Annotated in this window: 25 protein-coding genes; 9 read left to right on the forward strand and 16 right to left on the reverse strand. The window is 62.3% G+C overall.

Going from position 1 to position 24316, the window contains the following annotated elements:
* Positions 1–101: 101 nt before the first annotated feature.
* Positions 102–740 (reverse strand): YiaD family glycine zipper/OmpA-like lipoprotein, encoded by a 639-nt coding sequence (locus M3N55_RS12625; protein WP_249059628.1) that lies wholly within the window; start codon positions 738–740, stop codon positions 102–104.
* An 88-nt stretch (positions 741–828) separates the two neighbouring features.
* Positions 829–1668 (reverse strand): methylated-DNA--[protein]-cysteine S-methyltransferase, encoded by an 840-nt coding sequence (locus tag M3N55_RS12630; protein ID WP_249059630.1) that lies wholly within the window; start codon positions 1666–1668, stop codon positions 829–831.
* Positions 1669–1798: 130 nt separating this feature from the next.
* On the opposite strand from M3N55_RS12630, the gene M3N55_RS12635 reads away from it, so the two are divergent.
* Complete coding sequence (locus tag M3N55_RS12635) at positions 1799–2971, forward strand: MFS transporter (protein ID WP_249059632.1); 1173 nt, start codon at positions 1799–1801, stop codon at positions 2969–2971.
* On the opposite strand, the gene fmt is transcribed toward M3N55_RS12635, so the two are convergent.
* The 3 genes from fmt to def (M3N55_RS12650) all read right to left on the reverse strand — a co-directional run bounded on the left by fmt (position 2968) and on the right by def (M3N55_RS12650) (position 4967).
* Positions 2968–3873, reverse strand: a complete 906-nt coding sequence (fmt, locus tag M3N55_RS12640) for a methionyl-tRNA formyltransferase (protein ID WP_249059633.1) — start codon at positions 3871–3873, stop codon at positions 2968–2970. The two genes, M3N55_RS12635 and fmt, sit on opposite strands and share 4 nt — an antisense overlap.
* Before the next feature lie 81 nt (positions 3874–3954).
* Positions 3955–4449, reverse strand: coding sequence for a peptide deformylase (gene def / locus M3N55_RS12645; RefSeq protein ID WP_249059641.1), 495 nt, complete (start codon positions 4447–4449; stop codon positions 3955–3957).
* Complete coding sequence (gene def, locus M3N55_RS12650) at positions 4446–4967, reverse strand: peptide deformylase (RefSeq protein WP_249059644.1); 522 nt, start codon at positions 4965–4967, stop codon at positions 4446–4448. Before def (M3N55_RS12650) ends, def (M3N55_RS12645) begins: the two co-directional genes overlap by 4 nt.
* Positions 4968–5066: 99 nt before the next feature.
* Here def (M3N55_RS12650) and M3N55_RS12655 point away from each other — a divergent pair, with 99 nt between their 5' ends.
* Positions 5067–6239 (forward strand): MalY/PatB family protein, encoded by a 1173-nt coding sequence (locus M3N55_RS12655; RefSeq protein ID WP_249059645.1) that lies wholly within the window; start codon positions 5067–5069, stop codon positions 6237–6239.
* Between the two features lie 108 nt (positions 6240–6347).
* Here M3N55_RS12655 and M3N55_RS12660 read toward each other — a convergent pair whose 3' ends face one another.
* A complete protein-coding gene (locus M3N55_RS12660; protein WP_249059647.1) occupies positions 6348–7289 on the reverse strand; it encodes an MBL fold metallo-hydrolase in 942 nt (313 codons plus the stop codon).
* A 171-nt stretch (positions 7290–7460) separates the two neighbouring features.
* On the opposite strand from M3N55_RS12660, the gene M3N55_RS12665 reads away from it, so the two are divergent.
* On the forward strand, positions 7461–8441 hold the full coding sequence (locus tag M3N55_RS12665; protein ID WP_249059650.1) for a glutathione S-transferase family protein: 981 nt from the start codon (positions 7461–7463) through the stop codon (positions 8439–8441).
* Here M3N55_RS12665 and M3N55_RS12670 read toward each other — a convergent pair.
* The 7 genes from M3N55_RS12670 to hslO form a co-directional block, all read right to left on the reverse strand.
* Complete coding sequence (locus M3N55_RS12670; RefSeq protein ID WP_346429273.1) at positions 8410–9054, reverse strand: L,D-transpeptidase family protein; 645 nt, start codon at positions 9052–9054, stop codon at positions 8410–8412. The genes M3N55_RS12665 and M3N55_RS12670 overlap by 32 nt on opposite strands.
* Positions 9055–9130: 76 nt before the next feature.
* Entirely contained in the window at positions 9131–9907 is a 777-nt protein-coding gene (locus M3N55_RS12675; protein WP_249059652.1) for an ion transporter, read from the reverse strand.
* A 35-nt stretch (positions 9908–9942) separates the two neighbouring features.
* Positions 9943–11154 carry a class I SAM-dependent RNA methyltransferase gene (locus M3N55_RS12680; protein ID WP_249059654.1) on the reverse strand — a complete coding sequence of 404 codons (1212 nt, stop codon included), beginning with the start codon at positions 11152–11154 and terminating at the stop codon, positions 9943–9945.
* Positions 11155–11163: 9 nt separating this feature from the next.
* Complete coding sequence (locus M3N55_RS12685; RefSeq protein WP_249059655.1) at positions 11164–13044, reverse strand: ABC transporter ATP-binding protein; 1881 nt, start codon at positions 13042–13044, stop codon at positions 11164–11166.
* A gap of 48 nt (positions 13045–13092) precedes the next feature.
* Positions 13093–14226, reverse strand: coding sequence for a CCA tRNA nucleotidyltransferase (locus M3N55_RS12690; RefSeq protein ID WP_249059658.1), 1134 nt, complete (start codon positions 14224–14226; stop codon positions 13093–13095).
* A complete protein-coding gene (locus tag M3N55_RS12695) occupies positions 14217–14804 on the reverse strand; it encodes an NUDIX hydrolase (protein ID WP_249059659.1) in 588 nt (195 codons plus the stop codon). Before M3N55_RS12695 ends, M3N55_RS12690 begins: the two co-directional genes overlap by 10 nt.
* Complete coding sequence (gene hslO / locus M3N55_RS12700) at positions 14797–15738, reverse strand: Hsp33 family molecular chaperone HslO (protein ID WP_249059662.1); 942 nt, start codon at positions 15736–15738, stop codon at positions 14797–14799. Before hslO ends, M3N55_RS12695 begins: the two co-directional genes overlap by 8 nt.
* A gap of 82 nt (positions 15739–15820) precedes the next feature.
* Here hslO and M3N55_RS12705 point away from each other — a divergent pair, with 82 nt between their 5' ends.
* Both M3N55_RS12705 and M3N55_RS12710 read left to right on the forward strand, forming a co-directional pair.
* Positions 15821–16258, forward strand: coding sequence for an NUDIX domain-containing protein (locus tag M3N55_RS12705; protein ID WP_249059663.1), 438 nt, complete (start codon positions 15821–15823; stop codon positions 16256–16258).
* Complete coding sequence (locus tag M3N55_RS12710) at positions 16255–16701, forward strand: GNAT family N-acetyltransferase (RefSeq protein ID WP_249059664.1); 447 nt, start codon at positions 16255–16257, stop codon at positions 16699–16701. The genes M3N55_RS12705 and M3N55_RS12710 overlap by 4 nt, the downstream gene beginning before the upstream one ends.
* A gap of 5 nt (positions 16702–16706) precedes the next feature.
* Here the strand turns inward: M3N55_RS12710 and M3N55_RS12715 are convergent, their stop codons facing one another.
* Positions 16707–18035: a PP2C family protein-serine/threonine phosphatase gene (locus M3N55_RS12715; RefSeq protein ID WP_249059666.1), complete on the reverse strand. Its 1329-nt coding sequence runs from the start codon at positions 18033–18035 to the stop codon at positions 16707–16709.
* 182 nt (positions 18036–18217) lie between these two features.
* On the opposite strand from M3N55_RS12715, the gene M3N55_RS12720 reads away from it, so the two are divergent.
* A complete protein-coding gene (locus M3N55_RS12720) occupies positions 18218–18535 on the forward strand; it encodes an Hpt domain-containing protein (RefSeq protein ID WP_249059667.1) in 318 nt (105 codons plus the stop codon).
* Between the two features lie 8 nt (positions 18536–18543).
* Here M3N55_RS12720 and ilvA read toward each other — a convergent pair whose 3' ends face one another.
* Positions 18544–19791, reverse strand: coding sequence for a threonine ammonia-lyase IlvA (ilvA, locus tag M3N55_RS12725; RefSeq protein ID WP_249059668.1), 1248 nt, complete (start codon positions 19789–19791; stop codon positions 18544–18546).
* Positions 19788–20201: an acyl-CoA thioesterase gene (locus tag M3N55_RS12730; protein WP_249059669.1), complete on the reverse strand. Its 414-nt coding sequence runs from the start codon at positions 20199–20201 to the stop codon at positions 19788–19790. Before M3N55_RS12730 ends, ilvA begins: the two co-directional genes overlap by 4 nt.
* 135 nt (positions 20202–20336) lie before the next feature.
* Here M3N55_RS12730 and M3N55_RS12735 point away from each other — a divergent pair, with 135 nt between their 5' ends.
* From M3N55_RS12735 to M3N55_RS12745, 3 genes are all read left to right on the forward strand, one after another.
* Positions 20337–21569 (forward strand): argininosuccinate synthase, encoded by a 1233-nt coding sequence (locus M3N55_RS12735; RefSeq protein ID WP_249059670.1) that lies wholly within the window; start codon positions 20337–20339, stop codon positions 21567–21569.
* A 79-nt stretch (positions 21570–21648) separates the two neighbouring features.
* The gene (gpmI, locus tag M3N55_RS12740) at positions 21649–23163 is read left to right on the forward strand and encodes a 2,3-bisphosphoglycerate-independent phosphoglycerate mutase (RefSeq protein WP_249059671.1); all 1515 of its coding nucleotides are present in this window, start codon (positions 21649–21651) and stop codon (positions 23161–23163) included.
* On the forward strand, positions 23160–24284 hold the full coding sequence (locus tag M3N55_RS12745; RefSeq protein ID WP_249059674.1) for a murein hydrolase activator EnvC family protein: 1125 nt from the start codon (positions 23160–23162) through the stop codon (positions 24282–24284). The genes gpmI and M3N55_RS12745 overlap by 4 nt, the downstream gene beginning before the upstream one ends.
* Positions 24285–24316: the final 32 nt, after the last annotated feature.

The raw sequence follows: 24316 nt of genomic DNA on the forward strand, positions 1-24316 counted from the left end.
CAATGGGGATGTTGGTAAAAAGATATGACCGAAACTCGCCCGTCGCAACGGAAAAGGCTGACCGCGTGGGCCAGCCTTTCGCTCCGGTTCGACAAGCTGCCTTAGCCCTGTTGGTGCGGTCGAATATAGATTTCCACCCGACGATTCTGCTGCCGCCCCGCCGCTGTGCTGTTATCGGCAACCGGCTGTGTCAGGCCGCGCCCTTCGGTGCGCACACGTGCCGGAGCGACGCCGTTGTTAAACAACACCTGCGCCACGCTTGCAGCGCGCCGTTCGGACAAGCCCTGATTATAGGCAGCCGAGCCGGTATTGTCCGTATGCCCAACCACACGCACATCGCTGCGCGGATAGTTGATAAGGTTGTTCGCGATGACGCGCAGATCGTTTTGCAGGTCGGGCCGCACGCTTGCGCTGTCGGTCGCAAATAGCAGGTCTTGCGGCAGGGTCAGGATCAGCTCTTGCCCGGTGTTCTGGACATTCACGTCACTGCCAAGCTGGCGCCGCAGTTCTGCGGCCTGACGGTCAAGCCGTTGGCCAATCAGGGCGCCTGCTGCGCCGCCGACAATAGCCCCGGCCAGTGCGCGGTCGCCACCGCCATCGCCGGTTGCTGCCCCGAAAATGCCGCCGACCGCTGCCCCGGTCAGGGCGCCTGTCAGCGTGCGGTTCTGCTGGGAGTTCGGGTCGGGCGCGCAGGCGGTCAACGCCAAAACCGAGATTGCGATAGGTGCAACGAGTTTCATGGAACACTCCTTTAGTGTGTCTTAGCTTGATACCACGTCGCTTGCCCGGCTGCTATTACAGCGCGGCGCGATACGCAGGGTTTTGCCATCACGCTTGCGCTACAGCATCTCTCCGCGCAGTTTCCCAGCCCAGCATGGCACGTTTGCGGGCTAGCCCCCAATGATAGCCCCCAAGCGCGCCACTGCCTTGCAAAACCCGGTGACACGGGATCACGAAGCCAAGCGGATTGCGCCCGACCGCCGTGCCCACGGCGCGCGCTGCACGGTCCGAGCAGACGGTTTTGGCAACTTCGCCATAGCTGGTCACATGGCCTGACGGCACCTGCAACAGCGCCTCCCAGACCTTTATCTGGAAGGGGGTTCCCATCATATGCAACTGTGCTGCGCCCTTGTGGGTAAAAGCCGCCTCGACATGCGGCGCGGCGCCCCCCGGATCGCAGATATAGGACGCTTTGGGCCAACGCCGGGTCATATCGGCCAATATGGCCGGGTCGTTCTCGGCTTCGGCAAAGGCAAGTCCGCACAAGCCCCGATCTGTCGCCATGCCCAAAGCTGGGCCAAACGGGCTGTCGAACCAGCCATAGCGAATGTCCAGCCCCGCGCCGCGCTTGGCGTAGTCGCCCGGAGTCATCGCTTCCCACCGCAAAAACAGATCATGCAGCCGCGCCTGTCCTGACAAGCCAAGCTGCATGGCGGACTCGAAGGTCGAGAAACGCGCGCCCAGAAGGTGGCGCGCATGGCCAAGCGTCAGATATTGCTGGTAGCGTTTCGGCGAAACCCCGGCCCATGCGCTGAACACCCGCTGAAAATGCGCTGCGCTCATTCCCAGTTCTGCCGCCAGATCATCAAGGCTGCGCCCGGTTCCGCCCGGCGCATCAATCAGCGCGATCGCACGTGCGATCAGCTTGTAATGATAGCTTTGCTCCATGGCGCACCTTGCTCTTGCGGGTGTTCCAGTCATAGCCCGCAACAGCATGTCCTGCACCCCGAAAGCTGCGCATTGCACTTTGTTCACAGGTTCAATAAAGCATGCGCATCCTTTGGGAGGAGGGGCTTTCATGAAACTTGGTCTGGCCTGCCTAGTGCTGGGCTATCTGCTCAGCCAGTTCTATCGTGCGTTTCTGGCCGTATTGGCCGGGCCGCTGACGCAGGATCTGGGCGTGACCCCGGATGATCTGGCGCTCTCCTCTGGCCTTTGGTTTCTGGTGTTCGCGGCGGCGCAAATCCCGCTGGGCATGGCTCTGGACCAGATCGGCCCGCGCCGCACCACAGCGCTGATGCTGGGGCTTGGCGGCACCGGGGGCGCTGCGCTCTTTGCGATGGCACAGAGTGCAACCCATATCAATCTGGCGATGATGCTTCTGGGCGTGGGCTGCGCACCCGTGCTGATGGCGTCTTACTATATTTTCGCCCGCAGCTTTCCGGCGGCTATGTTTGCCACGCTGGCAGGGGCGGTTATCGGCCTTGGGTCGTTGGGGAATATCCTTGGCGCCTGGCCCTTGGCGTGGGCGTCAGAGGTCTATGGCTGGCGCGCGGCCCTCTGGACGATGGCGGGCATTACGGCAGCGGTGGCGGCGGTGCTGTGGGTGGTCATCCCCGATCCGCCGCGCGCGCAAGCCCCCGAAGGCACCAAACCCCGCTTGCGCGATGTGCTGCGCATTCGCGCGCTTTGGTGGATGATGCCGCTTTTATTCGTGAATTACGCCCCCGCAGCCGGATTGCGCGGGCTATGGGCCGGCCCTTATCTGACCGATCTGTATGGTGCCAACGCCAATGTTGTGGGGCAGGTCACGCTGGTCATGGCCTTCGCGATGATCGCGGGCAATTTCGCTTACGGGCCGTTGGACCGTCTGTTGGGCACCCGCAAATGGGTCATCCTTGGCGGTAATCTGTTCGGCGCTTGCGCGCTTGGCATATTGGCGATTTCCCCCGCGATGGGGCTTTGGGCAAGCGCGGCTCTTTTAGCAGCGGTTGGGTTCTTTGGGGCGTCTTTCCCTATGCTCATGGCGCATGGCCGCAGCTTTATTCCGCCGCATCTGACAGGGCGGGGGGTCACGCTTATCAACCTGTTTTCCATTGGCGGTGTTGGGCTTTTGCAGGTCGCCAGCGGCCATGTTCACCGGCTGGGTGATGGTGGTGTTACGTCCTACAGCCTTTTGTTCGGGTTCTTTGCCGTGCTGATGCTGGCAGGCTGTGTGCTCTACCTTTTTGCCACGGACCGGACGGATTAACCGTCTAAAACCGTCCCCGGCGCAAAGCGATGCCCGTTCAAAAAGGCATCAGTGTCGCTTGCGCGCTTGCCTTCGCGCTGCACGCTAAGCACCGAAACTGCGCCAGTACCGCAGGCAACGGTCAACCCGTCCAGCACCTCGCCAGGCGCGCCTTTGCCCGCCACTGCCCGCGCATCCAGCAGCTTCAACCGCCCCGCGGGGCTGTCGCACCATGCGCCGGGAAACGGCGACAGCGCGCGAATATGACGGGCAACCTCCTCAGCAGGCCGAGTCCAGTCGATCCGGGCCTCAGATTTGTTGATCTTGGCAGCATAGGTCACGCCGTCTTCGGGTTGGGGCTGTGGCGACAGCGTATCGAGTCGCGCCAAGGCCTCTGCAATCAACCGCGCGCCCATTTGGGACAAACGGTCATGCAGGCTGGCTCCTGTGTCGCCATCATCAATTGGGGTCGCCTCGCGCAGCAGCACAGGTCCGGTGTCCAGCCCCGCTTCCATTCGCATAATGCACACGCCGGTTTCGGCATCCCCGGCCATGATCGCGCGCTGAATTGGGGCCGCCCCGCGCCAGCGCGGCAACAGCGAGGCATGGATGTTCAGGCACCCATGGCGGGGCGCATCCAGAACCGGTTGCGGCAGGATCAGACCATACGCCACCACGACCGCAATATCGGCCTTAAGCGCGTCAAACTCCGCCTGCGCCTCCGCCCCCTTCAGGCTGACCGGATGGCGGACCGGCAGACCAAGCGCCTCGGCCTGCATCTGTACCGGCGAGGGACGGTCCTTCTTGCCGCGCCCGGCAGGGCGCGGGGGTTGCGTATAGACGCAAACCACCTCATGCTCGGCGTGGACCGCGTCCAAGGCCGCGACCGAAAACTCCGGCGTTCCCATAAAGATAGCCCGCATCGCATCCCCCTTCATCTTGCGAAAAATACTCCGGGGAGCGTGAGGGGCTGGCCCCTCACCGGCACCACGGCGGCCACCGGCCTAACGCTTTTTTCCTGCGCGCCGCAGCAGCATATCCCGCTTCACCCGGCTTAGGCGGTCGAAGAACATCTGCCCCTCCAGATGGTCGATCTGGTGCTGCACGCTGGTCGCCCAAAGCCCAACCATCTCCCGCTCTTCTATCTCGCCCGCCGCATTCAAAAAACGCACCGTCACCGCGCGTGGGCGCTCAATCGTTGCGTGGACACCGGGCAAGTTGGGGCTGGCCTCGTCATGCGGGCGCATCACGGCGCTGGCATACAAGATTTCCGGGTTCGCCATGCGCACGGCTTGGCCGCGGCCCTCGGACGCATCGACCACCGCCAGCCGCAAGCTGACCCCGATTTGCGGCGCCGCAAGGCCGACGCCCGGCATCGCTTCCATCGTGTCGATCATGTCGTCCCAGATGGCGCGGATATCATCGGTGATTGCCTCGACCGGGGTGGCCTTGCGCCGCAGCACCGGGTCGGGCCATGGCAGGCAGCGGCGAACACTCACGCGCGCGCCCGCTCGCGTTTCAGTTTGACCATCTTGCGGGTAATCAACTGCCGTTTGATGCTGCCCAGATGGTCAATGAACAATTTGCCGTTCAGGTGGTCCAGTTCGTGTTGCGCGCAGGTGGACCATAAGTCGTCGAACGCGTCCTCGTGGGTTTTGCCATCCAATCCCATCCAACGCATCGTCACCAGCTTGGGGCGGGTGACTTCGCCATATTGCTCGGGGATGGACAGGCAGCCTTCCTCGTAGGTGTTCATCTCGTCAGAGGCCGCAATGATTTCCGGGTTAATCAGCACCATCGGGCGCGGGGCTTCGCCATCTTCCTTGACGCAATCCATCACGAAAATGCGCTTGGTGATCCCCACCTGCGGCGCGGCCAGCCCCACGCCCGGCGCGTCATACATCGTCTCCAACATATCCTCGGCCAGTTTGCCGATGTCGGACGTCACGGCAGACACCGGGTCACACAGCTTTTTCAGCCGCGGGTCGGGATGGATCAGGATGGGTCGAATGCTCATGTTAAGCGATTTATGCGATGCTCAACGCGCATTCAACGGCTTTTGGGCTTGAATGCAGTGCAAACACGGGACAGCTTGCCAAAAAACAGAGGGTAGCCCATGAATTTCGACGAGATCATCGACCGACGCGGCACGCATTCTTCCAAGTGGGACATGATGGAGCCGATCTATGGCGTGTCCCCGGATGACGGTTTGGCGATGTGGGTCGCGGATATGGATTTTCGCCCGCCCCAGGCGGTGCAGGACGCGCTGCAAGCCATGCTGGATCACGGCGTTTACGGCTATTTCGGCGATGACAGCGCGTATCGCGCCGCGATCTGCTGGTGGATGGAGCATCGCCACGGCTGGCAACTTGACCCTGCGCATATTTCCACCACACATGGGTTGGTTAACGCGGTGGGGCTGTGTCTGCACACATGGACCGCGCCGGGCGATGGGGTGATGCTGTTTACGCCCGTGTATCACGCTTTCGCACGCGTTATCCATTCGGCCGGGCGGCGGGTTGTCGAATGTCCGCTGGTGGAGTGCGATGGCCTTTACCAGATGGACCTTGAGGCCGCCGAGGCGTTGATCGATGCGGGCACCCGGATGGTCATACTCTGCTCGCCGCACAATCCCGGCGGGCGGGTCTGGACGGTGGACGAGTTGCGCGCGGTTGCGGCGTTTTGTGCGCGACATGATTTGATTCTGGTGTCGGATGAAATTCATCATGATCTGGTCATGCCGGGTCATAACCACACCGTCATGCCCGTGGCCGCGCCCGAGCAGATGGACCGCGTGGTCATGCTGACCGCACCATCAAAGACCTTCAATATCGCGGGCACGCATTGCGGGCAGGTCATTATCACCGATGACCGGTTGCGAGCTCAATTCACAGCGAGCCTTGGTGCGCTCGGCATTTCGCCCAACAGCTTTGGTCTGCACGCGGTGACAGCCGCTTACTCGCCCCAAGGGGCAGAGTGGGTCGAGGCCCTGCTGGCCTACCTTGACGAAAACCGCCGGGTGTTCGACGCAGGCGTGAACGCCATTCCCGGCCTGCGCTCGATGCCGCTGCAATCCACATATCTGGCATGGGTGGATTTTTCTGGTACCGGCATGGATATGGCAGAGTTCACCGCGCGGGTGGAAGAGAGCGCAAAGATCGTTGCCAATCATGGTCCGACATTCGGGACCGGCGGTGCAAGCTACCTGCGCTTTAACCTTGGCGCGCCGCGATCGGTGATTGTCGATGCCGTGGCGAGGCTACAGCGCGCGTTCAGTGATTTGCAATAACCTGCGTCACAATGTGGGCGCGCCCCGGCCTTGAGCCGGGGCCTCTTGTTTGGACCTGCGGGCAGAGGCCCCGGCTCAAGGCCGGGGCGGGTCGTTTTGCAGGCAGCCTCAGCCCATCAACTGTCCGGCTTCGGGCACCCAACGGAACGCGGCTCCATCCCGCCCCGTATCGACATAGCCTACAGCGGGGAAGGGCATATGATAGCCGATGGCCGGAATACGGTCGGCGGCGATCATGCCCAGCACACGACGGCGGCTTTCGGCAGCCATGGCCTTGTCCGAGTCAAAGCGCACTTCCCAGTCGGGCCGTGCCAGCGACCAGACAGGGTGGTTGGCAAGGTCCGCAAAGATCACCAGCCCCGCGCCCTCGCTTTGCAGACGATAGACCATATGCCCCGGCGTATGTCCGGGCGCGGCCATGCCGGTTATCCCCGTCACCACGTCGCCACCATCGCTGATGAAGCTCATCATCTCGGCCATCGGGCGGACATTGGCGTCAAAGCCGTCATTGCCCGCTGCCGCCCAATGGTCGAATTCCGTTTGGCCGGTGACATAGCGTGCATTCGGGAAGGTGGCTTCGCCATCCGTCATCATGCCGCCGATATGGTCGCCATGCATATGCGTCAGCACCACGATGTCGATCTGGTCGGGTGTGTAACCGGCACTCGCCAGCGCATCCGTGATCGCATCCCCGTTCAGCCCGGTGTCAAACAGAACCAGTTCCGACCCGGTATTGACCACTGTGGGTGTGAAGAAGAACTGCGATACATCGGTGGACAGGAAATTGGCCCGGCTGACTTCTGCGAATTCCTCTTCCGAGACGTTCATCCCGAAAATTCCTTGCGGGTTTTCGCGCGGGGTGGTGCCGGCCAGAATGGTCGTTACCTCGAACCCGCCAATGTTGAATCGGCGGTGACGAGCGAAACTGGCCCCCATCATCGGCGCTTCCGCGCGGGCGGAGTGGGGCACGGCCAGTCCTGCCAGTGGCAGAGTCGCCCCGGCAGCCATCAGGCTGCGACGGGTGAGTGTTGTCGTGTTGAGTGTGGTCATCGTGTCTCCTCCTGTTGATGTTGTCTTGCACTAGGTATCATGGCCGACGGAAAATCGTGTCACTCTCGCGTGAGGCCATATCAATGCGCCGCACATTGCCTGCGCATCTGCGCAGATTGGTTCGCGTGGAATTGCACCTTAGCTATCGTACAACAGCAAAGGGGATTTGATATGGGCGTTCTGATCGACGGCAAATGGTCTGACCAATGGTATGACACCAAGAAAACCGCAGGGGCGTTTCAGCGTGACACGTCGCGGTTTCGCAACTGGGTGACGGCGGATGGTGACGCGGGCCCAACGGGTGACGCAGGCTTCAGGGCAGAGGCAGGGCGCTATCACCTATACGTGTCCTATGCCTGCCCTTGGGCGCATCGCGCGTTGATCTTTCGCGCGTTGAAAGGGCTGAGCGACCTGATCGACGTGTCCGTGGTCCATCCCGACATGTTGAACGATGGCTGGAGCTTTGCGACTGATTTTCCCGGCGCGACCGGCGACACGCTTTTTGGCAGCGACCATATCCGCGACATCTACATCCGGGCTGATCCCAAGGTGTCGGGCCGGGCCACGGTGCCCATTTTGTGGGATAAGGCGCAAGGCAAGATCGTTTCGAATGAAAGCTCGGAAATTATCCGCATGTTCAATTCGGCGTTCAACGCGCTGACCGGGAATACCGACGACTACTCCCCCGAAGCCCTGCGCCCAGAGATCGACGCGGTCAACGCCCGTGTTTACGATACGCTGAACAACGGTGTCTATAAATCCGGGTTCGCGACCACGCAGGCGGCCTATGAGGATGCTGTTTATCCGCTGTTCGATACGCTTGACTGGCTGGAAGAGCGGCTGTCACACCAGCGCTATGTCGCTGGCGACAGGTTGACCGAAGCCGATTGGCGGCTGTTCCCGACCCTTGCGAGGTTTGATCTCGTGTACCACATGCATTTCAAATGCAACCGCGCGCGGATCGTGGATTACCCGGCGCTCTGGGCCTATACACGCGACCTATACCAACACCCCGGCGTGGCGGAGACGGTGCATTTCGATCATATCGTGCGGCATTATCATTACAGCCATGACACGATTAATCCGTATCGCATCATCCCGATCAACCCACGCCCAGAATTCATGGCCCCGCACGGGCGGGGGACGGTCTAGGCCGGGGCGTGTCGGGTCCGGGCGTCAGCACGGCAACCCCGGAAACCGCTGGCGCCACCTGCGCCGCGGCTTGGAGCGGGACGGCTGTGCCGGTGCGTTCCAACTCTTGCTGCTTTGACGCGAAAATCGTGATTGGCGTGCCGTTGCGGACCATAGCGTAGATGTCTTCCATCTGCCGGTCGGTTACGGCAATGCACCCATCGGTCCAATCGCCGCGCGCGCGCTGAAACCGGGGGCCGCGCCCGTGGATGAAAATATCGCCGCCCGGACGCCAGCCATTGGCCTGCGCATGGGCGCGGTCGGCCTCGTTCGGGTAATCAATGCCGATGGACAGGTGAAACGCGCTGTTGGGGTTGCGCCGGTCGATGATGTAATCGCCTTCGGGTGTGCGCCTATCGCCTTCGCGCTCCTTGTGTCCGAAGGGCGTGCCACCAAGCTGCACTCGGTAGCTTTTCAGCACCGTGCCGTAATGCCGCAACTCCATCTGGCGTTCGGCTTTGTAAACCACCACACGGGTCACTTCTGGCCCGCTATAGCTGCGGAATTTGGTGGGCGCACAGGCGGTCAGGACCGCCAAAAGCGACATGGCTAGAAACAAGCGGGCAAACTGCATCGAATCCTCTGGGGTTTCTTGCCACTATGCCCGAAGCCGCGAAACCTGCCAAGCTGCGCCCCCGCTCACGTCCGCGTCATCTGTCGCGGTCGGCCAGTTTCTGTTCGATCTCACGCAGTCGGGTCAGCACTTCGTCGCGGTATTCGTCTGTCGCTTTGTTCGACTCCGCTGCATGGGCGTCCTGCATCGAATTCACGATCAGACCGACCAGCAGGTTTACCACCGCAAAGGTCGTGACCATAATGAAAGGCACGAAAAACGCCCACGCATAGGGATACACTTCCATCACCGGGCGGACGATGCCCATCGACCATGATTCCAGCGTCATGATCTGAAACAGCGAATAGGCCGAATTACCCAGATCGCCGAACCATTGCGGAAAACTGTTCTGGAACAGCTTGGTCGCCATAACCGCGCCAATGTAGAAAATCATCCCCATCAGCAAAAACACCGACCCCATGCCGGGCAGTGCCGAAATGAAACCCTCTACCACGCGCCGCAGGCTGGGGCTGACCGACACCACGCGCAACAAGCGCAAGATACGAAGGGCGCGCAATACGCTGAACCCTTGGGTGGCTGGCATTAGCGCGATGGCAATGATGATGAAATCGAAGATATTCCAGCCTGACCGCCAGAATTGCGCGCGATGGGCGTAAAGTTTCAGCGCCAGTTCAACCACGAAAATGCCAAGACAAATCTTGTCCAGTATCAGAATGACAGGGCCAATCGCATTCATCACCGGGCGCGAGGTTTCCATGCCCAGCAACACGGCATTGAACAGGATCACCCCGATCACGCCATTGCGCACCCAGGCTTGGTCCAGAAAGGCGGCGATATTGGCGCGGCTGAACATGACATATCCCCGAAAATTAAGTTTGCGCAGATATGTTACCTTGCGAAGGCGGCTGCAAGCTCCACATGCGGGCTGAAGCGGAATTGATCGACCATCTGCACCCAATCTAGCCGGTAGCCCGCGTCACACAGAATTTTCGCGTCGCGCGCGAATGTAACCGGATTGCAGGACACGGCGGCAATGCGCGGCACGGCGCTGTCGGCCAGCGCGCGCACCTGCGCCTCGGCGCCCGCGCGGGGCGGGTCAATCACGACGGCGTCAAAGCGCGCAAGGTCTTCGGGCAAAAGCGGGTTGCGGAACAGATCGCGGGTTTCATGGGTGATGCGTTTTAGCCCTGTTGCATGCCGCCATCCATGGTCAAGGGCGGTCAGCATCTCGGCCACGCTTTCGACGGCATGAACCTCTGCCCCTTCGGCCAAGGGCAAAGCAAAAGTGCCACATCCTGCAAACAGATCGGCCACGCGCGGAGCGTCCCCCACGGCTTTGCCGACTGCCGATTGCAAAGCCGCTTGCGCGTCTGCCGTGGCTTGCAGAAACGCCCCCGGCGGCGGGGCGACCTTCGCGCGACCAAAGGTTTGCAGCGGCGGCGCGGCTTGGGCGATCACCTCGCCATCCCATGCCAGCCGTGCCAACCCGTTCGCGCCCGCCCATTGCCCCAGGGTGGCCTGCAACGGCCCGTCCAGCAGCTTGCCGCATGTCACGGACAGGTCCAGCCCAACGTCAGACAAGGTCAGCGACAGCGCCATTTCGCCTTTGCGAGAGCCCGCCATCGTGACCAGATCTTCCAGCAGCGGCAAAGCAGCGGTCAGTTCGGGCCGCAAGATCAGGCAGTCGGGCACGGATGCCACCGTGTCGCAGGCGCGCGCATGGAACCCCACAAGCGCGCCCTTCTTCAACCGCCGCCCGGAAAATGTGGCTCGCCTGCGGGTGTGCAGGCCCGATATATGCGGCGCATGGAAGGGCGCGTCCAACCCTTGCGCAGCCAACGCTTGCCGGATCACGCTTTCTTTCCAACCGGTGACAAAGCCTTCGCGCGCATGCTGAAGCGCGCATCCCCCGCAGGCTTTGTAATGCGGGCAGGGCGCGGCAACCCGTTCGGGCGAAGGCGTCAGGATACGCGGCGCTGCCAAACGTCCTTGCGCGATCTCGCCTTCAACCACCTCACCGGGCAGGGTGCGCGGCACAAAGACAGGCCCCTCGGCAATCCCATCGCCATGATGCCCCAAGCGTGTAATGGTCAGCGTCATGACATGGCCTTATGCGTGTTCTGCGTTATCATCCGTGCCCAGAAAACCGCCCGATTGCCGTGCCCAGAAACGGGCATAGGTGCCGCTATTGGACAGCAATTCTTCATGCGTGCCTTGCTCGACAATGCGACCATCGTCAAGCACGATAATCCGGTCAAGCTGCGCAATGGTGCTGAGGCGGTGCGCAATCGCCAGCACGGTTTTACCCTGCATCAGCGGTTGCAGCGCATCCTGCACGGCGGCCTCGACCTCGGAGTCCAGCGCCGAAGTGGCCTCGTCCAGAACCAGAATGGGCGCATTTTTCAAAAAGGCGCGCGCCAAGGCAATGCGTTGGCGTTGCCCGCCTGACAGGCGCACGCCGCGCTCGCCCAGTTGCGCGTCATAACCGCGGCGTCCTTCATGATCTTGCAAATCCTTGATGAACTCATGCGCTTCGGCGGCCTTTGCGGCGGCCTCTATTTCGGCGCGGGTGGCATCGGGGCGACCATAGCGGATATTCTCCAGCGCCGAGCGGTTGAACATGGCCGTTTCCTGCGTGACCATCGCAATGTTGCGGCGCAGGCTTTCCTGCGTCAGCTTGCGAATGTCGCCCCCGTCCAGCGTGATGCGCCCCGCTTCCACGTCATAAAGCCGCAGCAACAGTGCGACGAGCGTGGATTTCCCGGCACCGGATGCCCCGACAATTCCAATTTTCTCACCCTTGCCAATGCGCAGGGTCAGACGGTCTACCCCGCCCTTGTCACGCCCATAGGCAAAGCCCACGTCCTCGAACGCCACGGCCCCATCGGCGCGGCCAATTTCGACCGCGTCTGGCGCATCGGTCAGGTCGGGACGCGGTGTCAGGGTTTTCATGCCGTCCTCGATCTCTCCGATATTGGAGTAAATCGCCATCAGCACGAAACTGACCCAGCCGGTCATCTGCGCAATACGAATGGCGACGGCCCCAGCGGCAGCAATGTCGCCGGTGCTGGCCGCACCGATAGACCAAAGCCACAACGTGCCGCCAATCAGCAGCACTGGCAGAATGCCCGCAACCACCATAAGGGCAAAGCGAAACCACGCCTGCACCTCGCCAAACTCGACAGAGCGGTCACGGAACACGCCCATGGCGTTCAGCGCGGCGCGGTCCTCGAAATCGGCATGGGCGAACAGTTTGACGGTCTTGATGTTGCTGATCGTGTCGACAACCTGCCCGCTGACCTTTGCGCGGGCACCCGCCCGTTTGCCCGAACGCTCGCGCACTTGTGGCAGGAAATACCGGATCAGCGCCAGATAGGCCACCAGCCAGACCGCCAGCACAAGCGCCATGCGCGCATCGATGGTGAAGAGCAGCACAACCGAGCCGATGATCGACGACAGCGCGAAAGCCATTGTGTTGATCGTTTCATTCGCCACATCGGTCAATGCGCGCGCGGTCTGCACCTGCTTTTGCGCAATACGGCCCGCAAAGTCATTGTCGAAAAAGGTAACGGGCTGGCCCAACGTCCAACGGTTCAGCCGCGATTGCACCAGAACGAAGATATTGGGCTGCACGACGATGCTGTTTGCTGCCGAGGATATCCCGAAGGCCAAGGGGCGCAGCACGATGAAAAACAGGATGAACCCGGCGATCAGCCAGCCATGCGCGGCGATAAAACCCTGCGCGCCGGTCCCCACCGCTGCGTCAATGATCTGGCCAAGCAGCAGCGCCGAGATGACCTCGGTCGAGCCGACGATGGCAGAGATGACCGTGGCCAGCGCCAGCACCGGCCAAGACCCTTTGACCGACCACAGCATAAACCGCAGCAGGCTTTGCGGTGGTGGCCCATCCGCATGGGCGAAGCCGTCGATCAGGCCCGCCAGCCGAAAGGCAAGGGTCGGTTTTTGGGTGGGGTCTGTCTTTTGCAGCATGAAGCGTCCTTTGATCAGGACATAGGGCGTTGCCCGGCTTTTCGCCAGTCAGCTCAGCAGATCATTGCGCGTGGCGCTGAAATCCGAGGCGATCCAGCGGGCTTCCAATGCTTTTAAGTGTTGCCCCAGCGCCGCGCCCTCTAGCCCCGGCAAATCTGCCGCGCGGATGGGGAAATGCGCATTTGTGCCGCGCGTGACCTCTGCCTGCCAATCTGGGGGCAGGGGGCTTTCCAGAACCGCTGCGCGCGCCAGAACCGCATCCTCGCCCAACTCCGCGCCCAGACGGTAGCCGAGCACCGCAGGCGCGGTCATGTCGCCCAACGCATCGCGCAGGCGTGTCAGGCTGCGTGTTTCGGCCTTGGTGAGCCGCAGATGGTCGATGGACGGGCCAAGAACCGCGAGGCGCCGCATCCAGTGCGGCGCGCGTGCCCCCTCCAGATGCACCAAGGGGGCCAGTGCGCGCGGGTCAGCCCCCGGCAAGACCCGCGCCAACACGCCCGCATGATCCATTGCCGCGACTGAAGGCGCAGGGTCACGCGCAGACAAGAGTTTGCGCAGTTCCGATGTGACCCGCTCTGCGGACAACCGTGCCAGTCCATCTACCCCCGCTGCACATGCGGCCAGACCATCGGCATCAAGCCCATGATCCGGGTCGCCATACTGCGCATGAAAGCGGAAAAAGCGCAGAATTCGCAGATAATCTTCGGCAATGCGCTGGGCGGGGTCGCCCACGAAGCGCAAGCGTCGCGCGCGCAGGTCGTCCATGCCACCAAGCGGGTCCAGAACATGCCCCGCCGCATCGGCATAAAGCGCATTCATGGTGAAGTCGCGGCGTGCGGCGTCGTCCTCTATCCTGTCGGAAAAGGCGACTTCGGCATGGCGCCCGTCGGTCGCCACGTCGCGGCGAAAGGTTGTCACCTCGAACCCCTCGCCCCCTGCGATCAATGTCACCGTGCCATGCGCGAGCCCCGTGGGCACGGCGCGCAGGCCCGCGCTTGTCGCCAGCGCAATCACGGTCTCGGGCCGGGCAGATGTGGCAATGTCCACATCCGTCACCGCCTCGCCCAGTGCCGCGTTGCGCACGCAGCCGCCGACCGCATAGGCCGCATGGCCCGCGCCGGTCAGCAGGTCCAGCACCGTCTGCGTGCGGTCATTGTCCAGCCAGTCGCCGCTTACCCGCATTGCGCCATCCGTTCCGCCAGCCCGCGCAAGATGCGCGCACTCGCGCCCCAAGTATAATACGGCCCCCATGGCACCGCATAGAAATGCCGCCATTGTCCGCGCCAGATGCGGCGTTCAATCACAAAGCGCGCGGGGTCGGTGACATGCGCCAGGGGCACGCGGAACACTTCGGCCACCTCGCCCGGTTCGGGGCGGGGACTGAACGCACCGTCCAGTCGCGCGACAAAGGGCGTGATTAGAAACCCCGTTACCGTTTCATGCGTGGGCAGCGTGCCCAGAATGCGCACCTGCGACGGGTCCAGCCCGATTTCTTCCTGCGATTCTCGCAAGGCGGTGGCGGCAAGATCGGGGTCGCCCGTATCCTGCCGCCCACCGGGAAAGGCAATCTGGCCGGGATGATGGCGCAGATGCGAGGCGCGCTTGGTCAGCACCACGCCGCCCGCATCATCGACAGCAAGCAGAACCGCAGCAGGCCGCAACTTGCGTGCCGGATCGGTCGGCGCGAGGATAGGATTCAGGTCAAAATCGCTCGACGCATCGGCAGGGAGTGCCAAGGCTGCGCGCAAGCGGTCATCCATCCTTACCCTCGAAGCCTAGCGTGGCTGGGTCCATGACATAATGCGCGCCGCAAAACTGGCAGTCGGCGGTGACGGTGCCCTCTGGCGTGGTCATTGTGCCGATATCCTTGGCAGAATAAATCGACAACGTGCTGCGCACTTTTTCCTCTGAGCAGGAGCAGCCAAAATGCACTGGCTGCGGGTCATAGACGCGTGGCGCTTCCTCGTGGAACAGGCGGGCCAGCAATTCGGGCGGGCCGACACGCGGGCCGATCAGTTCCAGCTCCTCGACCGTGTCCAGAAGCATATTGGCGCGGGTCCAGTTTTCGGCCTGCTCTGCGGCCTCGCGCTTGGGGGCTTCGGAATTGCCGGGCATGTGCTGCAACATCACGCCCCCAGCCCGCCACGCCTGCGGCTGGCCGGGCAGGGTTGCACGCCCGAAGGATAGCGCAAAGCGGGTTGGCAACTGTTCGGATTGGGCGAAATAGGTTTCGGCACAGGCGCTCAAGGATTTTCCCGCAAGCGGGGTGATCCCCTGATACGGCGTCATGTCTGGCCCTTGGTCGATCAGGATGGCGAAATAGCCCTTGCCGATCTGGCTGTAGGGCTCTGCCTGCGTGTCCAGACGGTCGCGGTCGAAACTGGCATAGGCCCGGATGCGCGCGGGCGCACCTTCGGCTTCGGGGGCGTAATAGTCGGTTGCGATCAGCCGCACCGGCCCGTCGCCGCGAATTTGCAACGACAGTTTCCAGCGCAGTTTTATGGTCTGGCCGATCATCGCGGTCAGCAGCGTGGCCTCGGCAATCAGGGCTTCGACCACAGGCGGATATGCGTGTTTTTCCAACACGTTTTCCAGCGCGCCATCCAGCCGTGCGACACGGCCGCGAATGTCGCTATTGTCCAGTTGGAACGGCAGAACCGTGTCGTCCCAGGCGATCTGTTCGCCAATGCTCATGGTAGATATCCTTGCTGGTGTAGCGCGCCGCGCGCGCTTAGGCTTGTCCCCACATATAGGAACCAGACCGGAAGGGCCAAGGATGATCCGCAGATTCGGCGATGCCCGCGTGGACGGGCAGCACTACACGCGCCGCCACGGGGCATATGCGATCGTTTTACAGGGCGATCACGTTTTGCTGACGCACCAAAGCTGGCCCGAAAACGACTGGCAACTGCCGGGTGGCGGGATCGACGCGAACGAAAGCGCGGCCCAGGCTTTGCGGCGCGAGGTGCGCGAAGAAACCGGTTGGCGCGTGCGGCCCTTGCGGCGGCTGGGTGCGTTCCGCCGCTTTTGCTACATGCCCGATTACGATCTTTGGGCGGAAAAGCTGTGCAGCATTTATCTGGCGCAACCCTTGCGCGCCGTCGGCCCGCCCACCGAACCGGGGCATCGTGCGGCATGGCGCCCACTGCCAGAGGCCGTGGCGCTGCTGGGAAATGACGGCGACCGCAGTTTCCTGGTTGCACTGTTGCGATGATCCGGCCCGCTACCATGGCCGATGCGGATGTGATCCGGGCCTGCACCCGCGCGGCGTTCGGGCGGTATGTCGTGCGGATGAACCGCGAACCAGCCCCGATGCAGGCTGATTTGGCCCCTGCAATCGCGCAGGGTCAGGTGCATGTCGCCACCGGCCCAGACGGGTGCATTCTGGGCCATGTCATCTGCCGCAGGGTGGGGCGCGACATGGCGCTCGACACTTTGGCGGTCTGGCCGAACCATGCGGGGCGCGGTTTGGGCAAGCGTCTGGTTGCGCATGTCGAAACCTTGGCGCGGCAACAGGGGCTCAAGGCTGTGACCTTATATACCAATGCAGCGATGGTCGAAAACCTGCCATTCTATGAAGGGCTTGGGTATAGTTGCACAGGTCGCAACCGAGAGGATGGGTTCGACCGGGTTTTCTTTCGAAAGCCGCTGGGTTAGACGCCTTACGGTTGCGTAGGTTGGCCCCGGTAGTAGCGCGGCCGGCATGGTGTGCCGGGCTTGTAGGCGCTGAACTCCAGCAGCGCGCCAGAGATGTCGTCGCTGAACTCGTCCCGGCCGGACCACAGCGCCAATTCCCATTTCAACGCATCCAGAAACGACAGGCCGCGCAGCTTGGCCAATTTGACGAACAGATTGCTCAAGCCGTCTTCGCCAAATTCAAAACCCGTGCCATCCGCGCATTCGGTAATCCCGTCGGAATACAGGAACAGGCGGTCGCCGGGGCGCAGTTCGGCTTCGAAACTGCTGTATTGCGCGCCCTCTATCAGCCCGATGGGCAGCCCGCCTTCGCCCAAAAATTCCACCCCGCCATCCAGCCGCTGGATAACAGGATGCGGATGACCCGCCTGCACCATGACCAAACGCCCTGTGGTCAGGTCCAGATCGGCATAGGCCACGGTCAGATACGCCTCGGTGTCGATTTCTTGCAACATCAGGGTGTTCATGCGGGCCGCCACGTCATGCGGGGCGACCGCTTCCATCTGCCCGGTCATGTAATTGCGCGACAGCGCGATATTTTGCGACTGCGCACCGCCGAACATGCCGCCGATCCGTGCCCCAAGCAATGCCGCCGCCACGCCATGGCCCGACACGTCCAGCGAATAGATGCCGATTCGTTGCGCGTTGATCGGAAATGTGCCGACCATGTCGCCGCCGACATGGCCCGAGGAATGCAGCAACAGCGACAACTGGCTGCCGCCGAAATCATGGAACCGGTCGCGGATCAGCGATTGTTGCAACTTGCGGGCTTCCATCAGGTCGCGATCAACCGCGTCATACAGGGCCTGAACCGTGCGAAGTGCAGCTTGAAGCTCTTCGTTGCGGGCCTTGACCTGCCGCTCCATCGCCAACAACCGCTCGCCCGCGCGTATTCGCGCCCGCAATTCGGGTGTGCTGACGGGTTTTGACAGAAAATCATCCGCGCCCACATTCAACCCTTCGGCCACGGCACTTTTGTCGTTCTTCGAGGTCAGCAGGATGAAGTAGCTATAACTTTCCCGGTCGAGCGCGCGAAAGGCGCGGCAAAAATCCAGCCCGTTCATGCCCGGCATCATCCAGTCCGACAGAATCAGGTCGAACCGACCGGTCGCGCACAGATCCATCGCCGCATCGCCCGATGCGGCTTGTGTCACCTGATAGCCCCATCGTTGCAGGTTTTTGGCCAAAACAAGCCGTTGCGCTGCACTGTCATCCACCACCAACGCTTGTTTTGCGCGGATTGTTGCGATCAAAGGAGCATCTTGCGGTGTTACACTGGTATCCACGTCAATCATCCATAGGTTCCAACCCGCAGAGCTTCCGGGCAGCGTTAGTATTGCAGTGCTGGATTAACACCCGATGAAAACAGGCGGTCGTGCGCGGCGACCTGCCACTTCCTTACGAATCTTTAGGGGCTTTGCCGCAGAGTCGCCGGTGAAAGATTATTTGGGGGTCAAACGTGATAGATTGGTCAAGAGTGTCTGAACTCTATGAAGAAGTCGGCGATGAAGCGCTGGGCGAGGTGCTGGAGCTGTTTGCCTCGGAAGTTGCCGAAGGGCTGGAGCGGTTGGCCCATGCCACCGGCCCCATGTCGATTGCCGCAGAATTCCATTTTCTGAAAGGGGCGGCCCTGAACCTGGGGCTGGATAACGTGGCGCGGATCTGCGCCACGGGGGAGGAGAATGCCCGCAGCGGTGCCCCGACCGAAGAACAACGCCTTGCCGTTGCAGAAAAATTCCCGGCCTGCTGCCGCGAATTGTCCACCCAGTGGCGCGACCGGATCAGCACCGGATAGGTCTGGTTTCAGATTACGAAATTCGCCATGATCTCGTCCTCGGTTATGTCGGAATAGGCAAAGCCCGCATCATCGAGACGCGCAAAAAGCCCGTTGAAATTGTCGGGGTTCGTGGTTTCGATTCCAAGCAACACCGTGCCGAAATTACGCGCGGTTTTCTTCAGGTATTCGAAGCGCGCAATGTCGTCCTCTGGGCCTAAAGTGCCAAGGAAATCACGCAAGGCGCCGGGGCGCTGGGGTAGGCGCAAAAGCAGGTATTTCTTGCTGCCCGCGAATCGCATCGCGCGTTCTTTTACCTCTGGCAGGCGCTCGAAATCGAAATTTCCGCCAGAGACGACGCAGACAACCGTCTTGCCGGCGATCTGGCCGCGCAGGCTTTCCAGCACATCCAGCGACAGCGCGCCCGCCGGTTCCAGCACCAGCCCTTCCACATTCAACAGGTCCAGCATGGTAATGCAGATGCGGTTTTCCGGCGCGATCAGCACATGGTCGGGGTCCACATGTTTCAGCCGCGCGAAGGTCCGCGCGCCGATCCGCGCCACCGATGCGCCATCCACGAAACTGTCGATGCGCGGCAAGGTCACAGGTTCGCCCGCGCGCAATGCTGCCTGCAAGGATGCCCCGCCCAAGGGTTCGACATAGCGCAACGCGCTGTCCGGCGCGGTCTGGGCCAGATAGCTGGTCATCCCCGCGCTCAGGCCGCCGCCGCCCACCGGCAGCACCACCATGTCGGGCGCGTGGTCCAGTTGCTCCAGCATCTCGACCGCGACACTGGCCTGTCCTTCGATCACGTCCTCGTCGTCGAAGGGTGACAGGAAATGCGCGCCGCGTTCCGTGCAAAACGCCTGCGCCGCGGCCAGCGACTGGTCGAACGTGTCGCCAATGAGCTGAATGGTCACATGCTCTGCGCCAAAGCTACGGGTTTTCATGATCTTCTGTTGTGGCGTCGTCACCGGCATGAAGATCGTGCCCTGCACCCCGAAATGACGGCAGGCAAAGGCCACGCCCTGCGCATGGTTGCCCGCACTGGCGCAAACGAACGCGCGCCCTTCTGGCACGCGGTCCAACTGCTTGCGCATGGCGTTGAACGCGCCGCGTATCTTGTAGCTGCGCACCGGGCTTAAATCTTCGCGCTTCAGCCAGATATCGGCCCCGAATTTCTGCGACAGATAATCGTTGCGCAAAAGCGGCGTGGGCGGGAACAACTCTCGCATGGGCAGGCAGGCGGCACGCGCGCGGGTGGCAAAATCGCTCATGCCAGCGCCGCCTCCAGCTTGGTGTGCACTGCGTCGGGCATCGCGGTCGATCCGCGCGTGGCCGGGTCGAAAAACACCTCGACCACTTCATAGGTCGCATGCAGCGCGCCGGTATCGGCATGGCGCATCTCGAACAGGAACACGCAGCTTTTCGTGCCGATCTTGGTCACAACGCCCGTCACGACAATCAGATCACCCGCCTGCAATTCGGCCACAAAGCGGGTGGTCGCCTGCGCGGTCACGGTATGCACGCCATGTTGGGCCAGCATGTCGCGGTAAGCCAGCCCCAGCTTGGTCCACATGTGGTAGCAGGCATCGTCGAAAAACGGCGCGTAATGGCGCACGTTCATATGCCCGAAATGGTCGTGGTGCCACGGGTGGATCACCCCGCGCAAAAGCTCTAGCGCCATATCGCTCCTCCATCGCGTTACACCTTGCCATAGCATATCCACGCCGGGTGCAAACCCCGCGCGGCCTCTTGCAGCAGGGTCGCAAAGCCAATAGACCGCTGTGCAACCGCGATCCTTGCAATGTTCGGAGCCACCATGCCCAGCCATGCCCCCAAGAAAGTCGTGCTTGCCTATTCGGGCGGGCTGGATACGTCCATCATTTTGAAATGGTTGCAGACCGAATACGGCTGCGAGGTCGTGACCTTCACTGCCGATCTGGGGCAGGGCGAGGAACTGGACCCCGCCCGCAAGAAAGCCGAATTGCTGGGCATCGCGCCCGAGAACATTTACATCGAAGACCTGCGCGAAGAATTCGTGCGCGATTTCGTGTTCCCCATGTTCCGCGCCAATGCGCTGTATGAGGGGCTGTATCTGCTCGGCACCTCCATCGCGCGGCCGCTGATTTCCAAGCGGCTGGTCGAAATTGCCGCCGCCACCGGGGCAGATGCCGTGGCCCATGGCGCGACCGGCAAGGGCAATGACCAGGTCCGGTTCGAGCTTAGCGCCTATGCGTTGAACCCCGATATCAAGGTCATAGCACCATGGCGCGAATGGGATCTGACCTCGCGCACCAAGCTGCTGGAATTCGCTGAAGCGCACCAGATCCCGATCGCCAAGGACAAGCGCGGCGAAGCGCCGTTTTCGGTCGATGCGAACCTGCTGCACACGTCGTCAGAAGGTAAAGTGCTGGAAGACCCGGCAGAGGACGCACCCGATTACGTCTACCAACGCACCGTGGCCCCCGAAGATGCGCCTGATACGCCCGAATATGTCGAAATCAGCTTCGAGCGTGGCGACGCCACCGCCATCAATGGCGAAGCCATGTCGCCCGCGACCATCCTGACCAAGCTGAATGAACTGGGCGGCAAGCATGGCATCGGGCGGCTCGATTTCGTGGAAAACCGCTTTGTCGGCATGAAATCGCGCGGAATCTATGAAACACCGGGCGGCACACTGCTTTTGGAAGCGCATCGCGGGATTGAACAGATCACGCTGGACAGCGGGGCAGGCCACCTCAAAGACAGCATCATGCCGCGCTATGCAGAGCTGATCTATAACGGCTTCTGGTTCTCGCCAGAGCGCGAGATGCTGCAAGCCCTGATCGACGCAAGCCAAAAGCATGTCAGCGGCACCGTGCGATTGAAGCTCTACAAAGGGTCCGTGCGTTGCGTGGGCCGCTGGTCGGATCACTCGCTCTATTCCGAAGCGCATGTCACTTTTGAGGATGACGCCGGCGCTTATGACCAGAAAGACGCGGCAGGCTTCATCCAGCTCAACGCGCTGCGCCTGAAACTGCTGGCCGCCCGCGCGCGGCGGTTGAAGGGCTGATCCTCTTCATCTTGCCCCAAATACTCCCGCCGGAGGCGCACATACGCCCCCGGCACTCCCGTCCAGGAAAGGCTGCGCCATGACCAAACCCGTCGTTTTGTGCATCCTTGATGGTTGGGGGCTGAACCCGTCGCTCGAGGGCAACGCGGTCGCCCAGGCCAACACCCCCAATTTCGACCGGATCATGGCCGAGTGCCCTCAGGCTACGCTCGTCACGCATGGTCCCGATGTGGGCCTGCCGCGCGGACAAATGGGCAATTCCGAAGTCGGGCACACCAATATTGGCGCGGGCCGCGTGGTGGCGATGGATCTGGGGCAGATCGACCTTGCCATTGAAGAGGGCAGCTTCGCCACCAACCCCGCCTTGGGCGATTTTATTGCATCGCTGAAAACCACCGGCGGCACGGCGCATGTCTTTGGTGTGGTGTCAGATGGCGGTGTTCATGGCCATATCACCCATATGAAGGCGGCGGTCGCGGCGCTGGTGAATGCGGGCGTGCCGGTTGCCATTCACGCCATCACCGACGGGCGCGACGTGGCGCCCAAAAGTGCCGAAGTCTTTTTGGCCGATCTGGTCGACAGCCTGCCCGACGGCGCGCACATTGCCACCGTCATTGGCCGCTACTGGGCCATGGACCGCGACAATCGGTGGGAGCGGGTGGAACGTGCTTGGCGCGCAATCACGCTGGGCGAGGGCGAAAAGACCGCCAACCCCGCGCAAGCCATCGCCCAAGCCTATGCGCGCGGTGAGACGGATGAATTCATCGCGCCCAACGTGATCGGCGATTACACCGGCGCGCGGGCGGGTGACGGTCTGTTCTGTCTGAATTTCCGCGCCGACCGCGCGCGCGAAATTCTTACCGCATTGGGCGCGCCAAGTTTTGTCGGGTTTAACCGGGGCCAGCCGCCGCATTGGGTGGCGATGTTGGGAATGGTCGATTATTCGACCGCGCATAACGCGTTCATGACAACTGCTTATCCCAAGCAACAGGTCAAGAACGGCTTGGGCGAATGGGTGGCCGCGCATGGATTGCGCCAGTTCCGGTTGGCAGAGACAGAGAAATACCCGCATGTCACCTTTTTCCTGAATGGCGGCACAGAAACGGCAGCGGATGGCGAGGACCGCGCCATGCCCGAAAGCCCCAAGGTTGCGACATATGATCTGCAACCCGAAATGTCGGCAGGCGAGGTCACACAGAAGCTGGTTGCTGCCATCGGCGGGGGCTATGATCTGATCGTGGTCAATTATGCAAACCCGGACATGGTCGGTCATACCGGAGACCTGCACGCGGCAATGCGCGCCTGCGAAGCGGTGGATGCAGGGCTTGGCGCGGCGCTCGCCGCGCTGGACCAAGCGGGTGGTGCGATGCTGGTCTGCGCCGATCACGGCAATTGTGAAACCATGATCGACCCGGAAACCGGCGGGCCACATACCGCGCATACGCTAAACCCCGTGCCGGCGGTGCTGGTGGGCGGGCCTGCGGGGGCCAAGCTGCGCTCTGGCCGGCTGGCCGATGTCGCGCCAACAATCCTTGCGTTGATGGGCCTTGCCCAACCGCCCGAGATGACCGGCGAAAGCCTGATCCAGAGATGAGGCTCTGGCGCGCGACCTTGCTGGCGGTTGCGCTTTGCGGCTCGCCCGCGCTGGCCGACCCGGCGGAACGCGCGCTGGAAGCGGCGCGCGCGCTGGAAGCGGCCACCGAAACTTTGCAAGCCGCGACCCGGCAGAGTGACAGGATCGACGCGCTGACCGAAACGGTGCAAGCCTACGAGGTCGGGCTTGCCGCGCTGCGCGAAGGTCTGCGCGAAGCCCAACTTGCAGAGGCCGCGCAAACCCGCGCGCTGTCGGAGCGCAGCGCCGATCTCAGTCGTTTGCTGGCAGTTCTGATGGGCACGGCCAGCTTGGATGACGCGACGGTTCTGGTGCATCCCGAAGGCGCACTTGCGGCAGCGCGCGCGGGGTTGGCGTTGCGCGATGTGGCCCCCGCGCTTGGCGCCGAAGTGGCCGAACTGCGAGACGCGCTGGAGGATATCTCGGCCTTGCGGCGCGCGCGCCAATACGGGCTTTTGGCATTGGAACAGGGTCTGTCGGCGGCGCAACATGCGCGGTTGGCCTTAACGCAGGCGATTGCTGAACGCGGCCCGCTTCCCAAGCGCTTGTCCGAAGACCCGGATGCGATGGCTGCGCTTGCGGCCAGCGCGGCCTCGCTCGACGCGTTTGCAGAAGAACTGGCGTCGCGCGCCCCGCTTTTGTCGGATGCGGCAACTGGTGCGATCCGCGGGTTTCGCGATGCCAAGGGGCGTCTGACCCTGCCGGTGCGCGGCAATGTGGTGCGCGGATTTCAGCGGCCCGATGCAACCGGCGTTCTGCGCCCGGGATTGGATATTGCCACGCTTCAGCGTGCGCTTGTTGGCGCACCATGGGCCGGCACCGTCCGTTATGCCGGGCCGCTGGCAGGGCGTGGGCAGGTTGTGATCCTGGAACCCGATGAGGATATCTTGCTGATCCTTGTGGGGCTTGGAGAGGTGCTTGTCGAAACCGCGGCCATCGTGCCCAGTGGTGCCGCGCTGGGGATCATGCCGGGGGGCGAGGACGCAAATGGAGTCGGGTCAGAAGCTGGCGGTCGCGGTCAAACACTCTATTTTGAAATGCGAGAGCAGGGAAAGCCCATTGACCCGGCGATGTGGTTCGCATTGACTGGCGCGCGACCCTAAGGCGAAAATCTTGGCCGCCCCTTGAACGGGTG

Origin of the sequence: Roseinatronobacter domitianus (genome assembly GCF_023336755.1) — a bacterium.
Lineage (GTDB): Bacteria > Pseudomonadota > Alphaproteobacteria > Rhodobacterales > Rhodobacteraceae > Roseinatronobacter > Roseinatronobacter domitianus.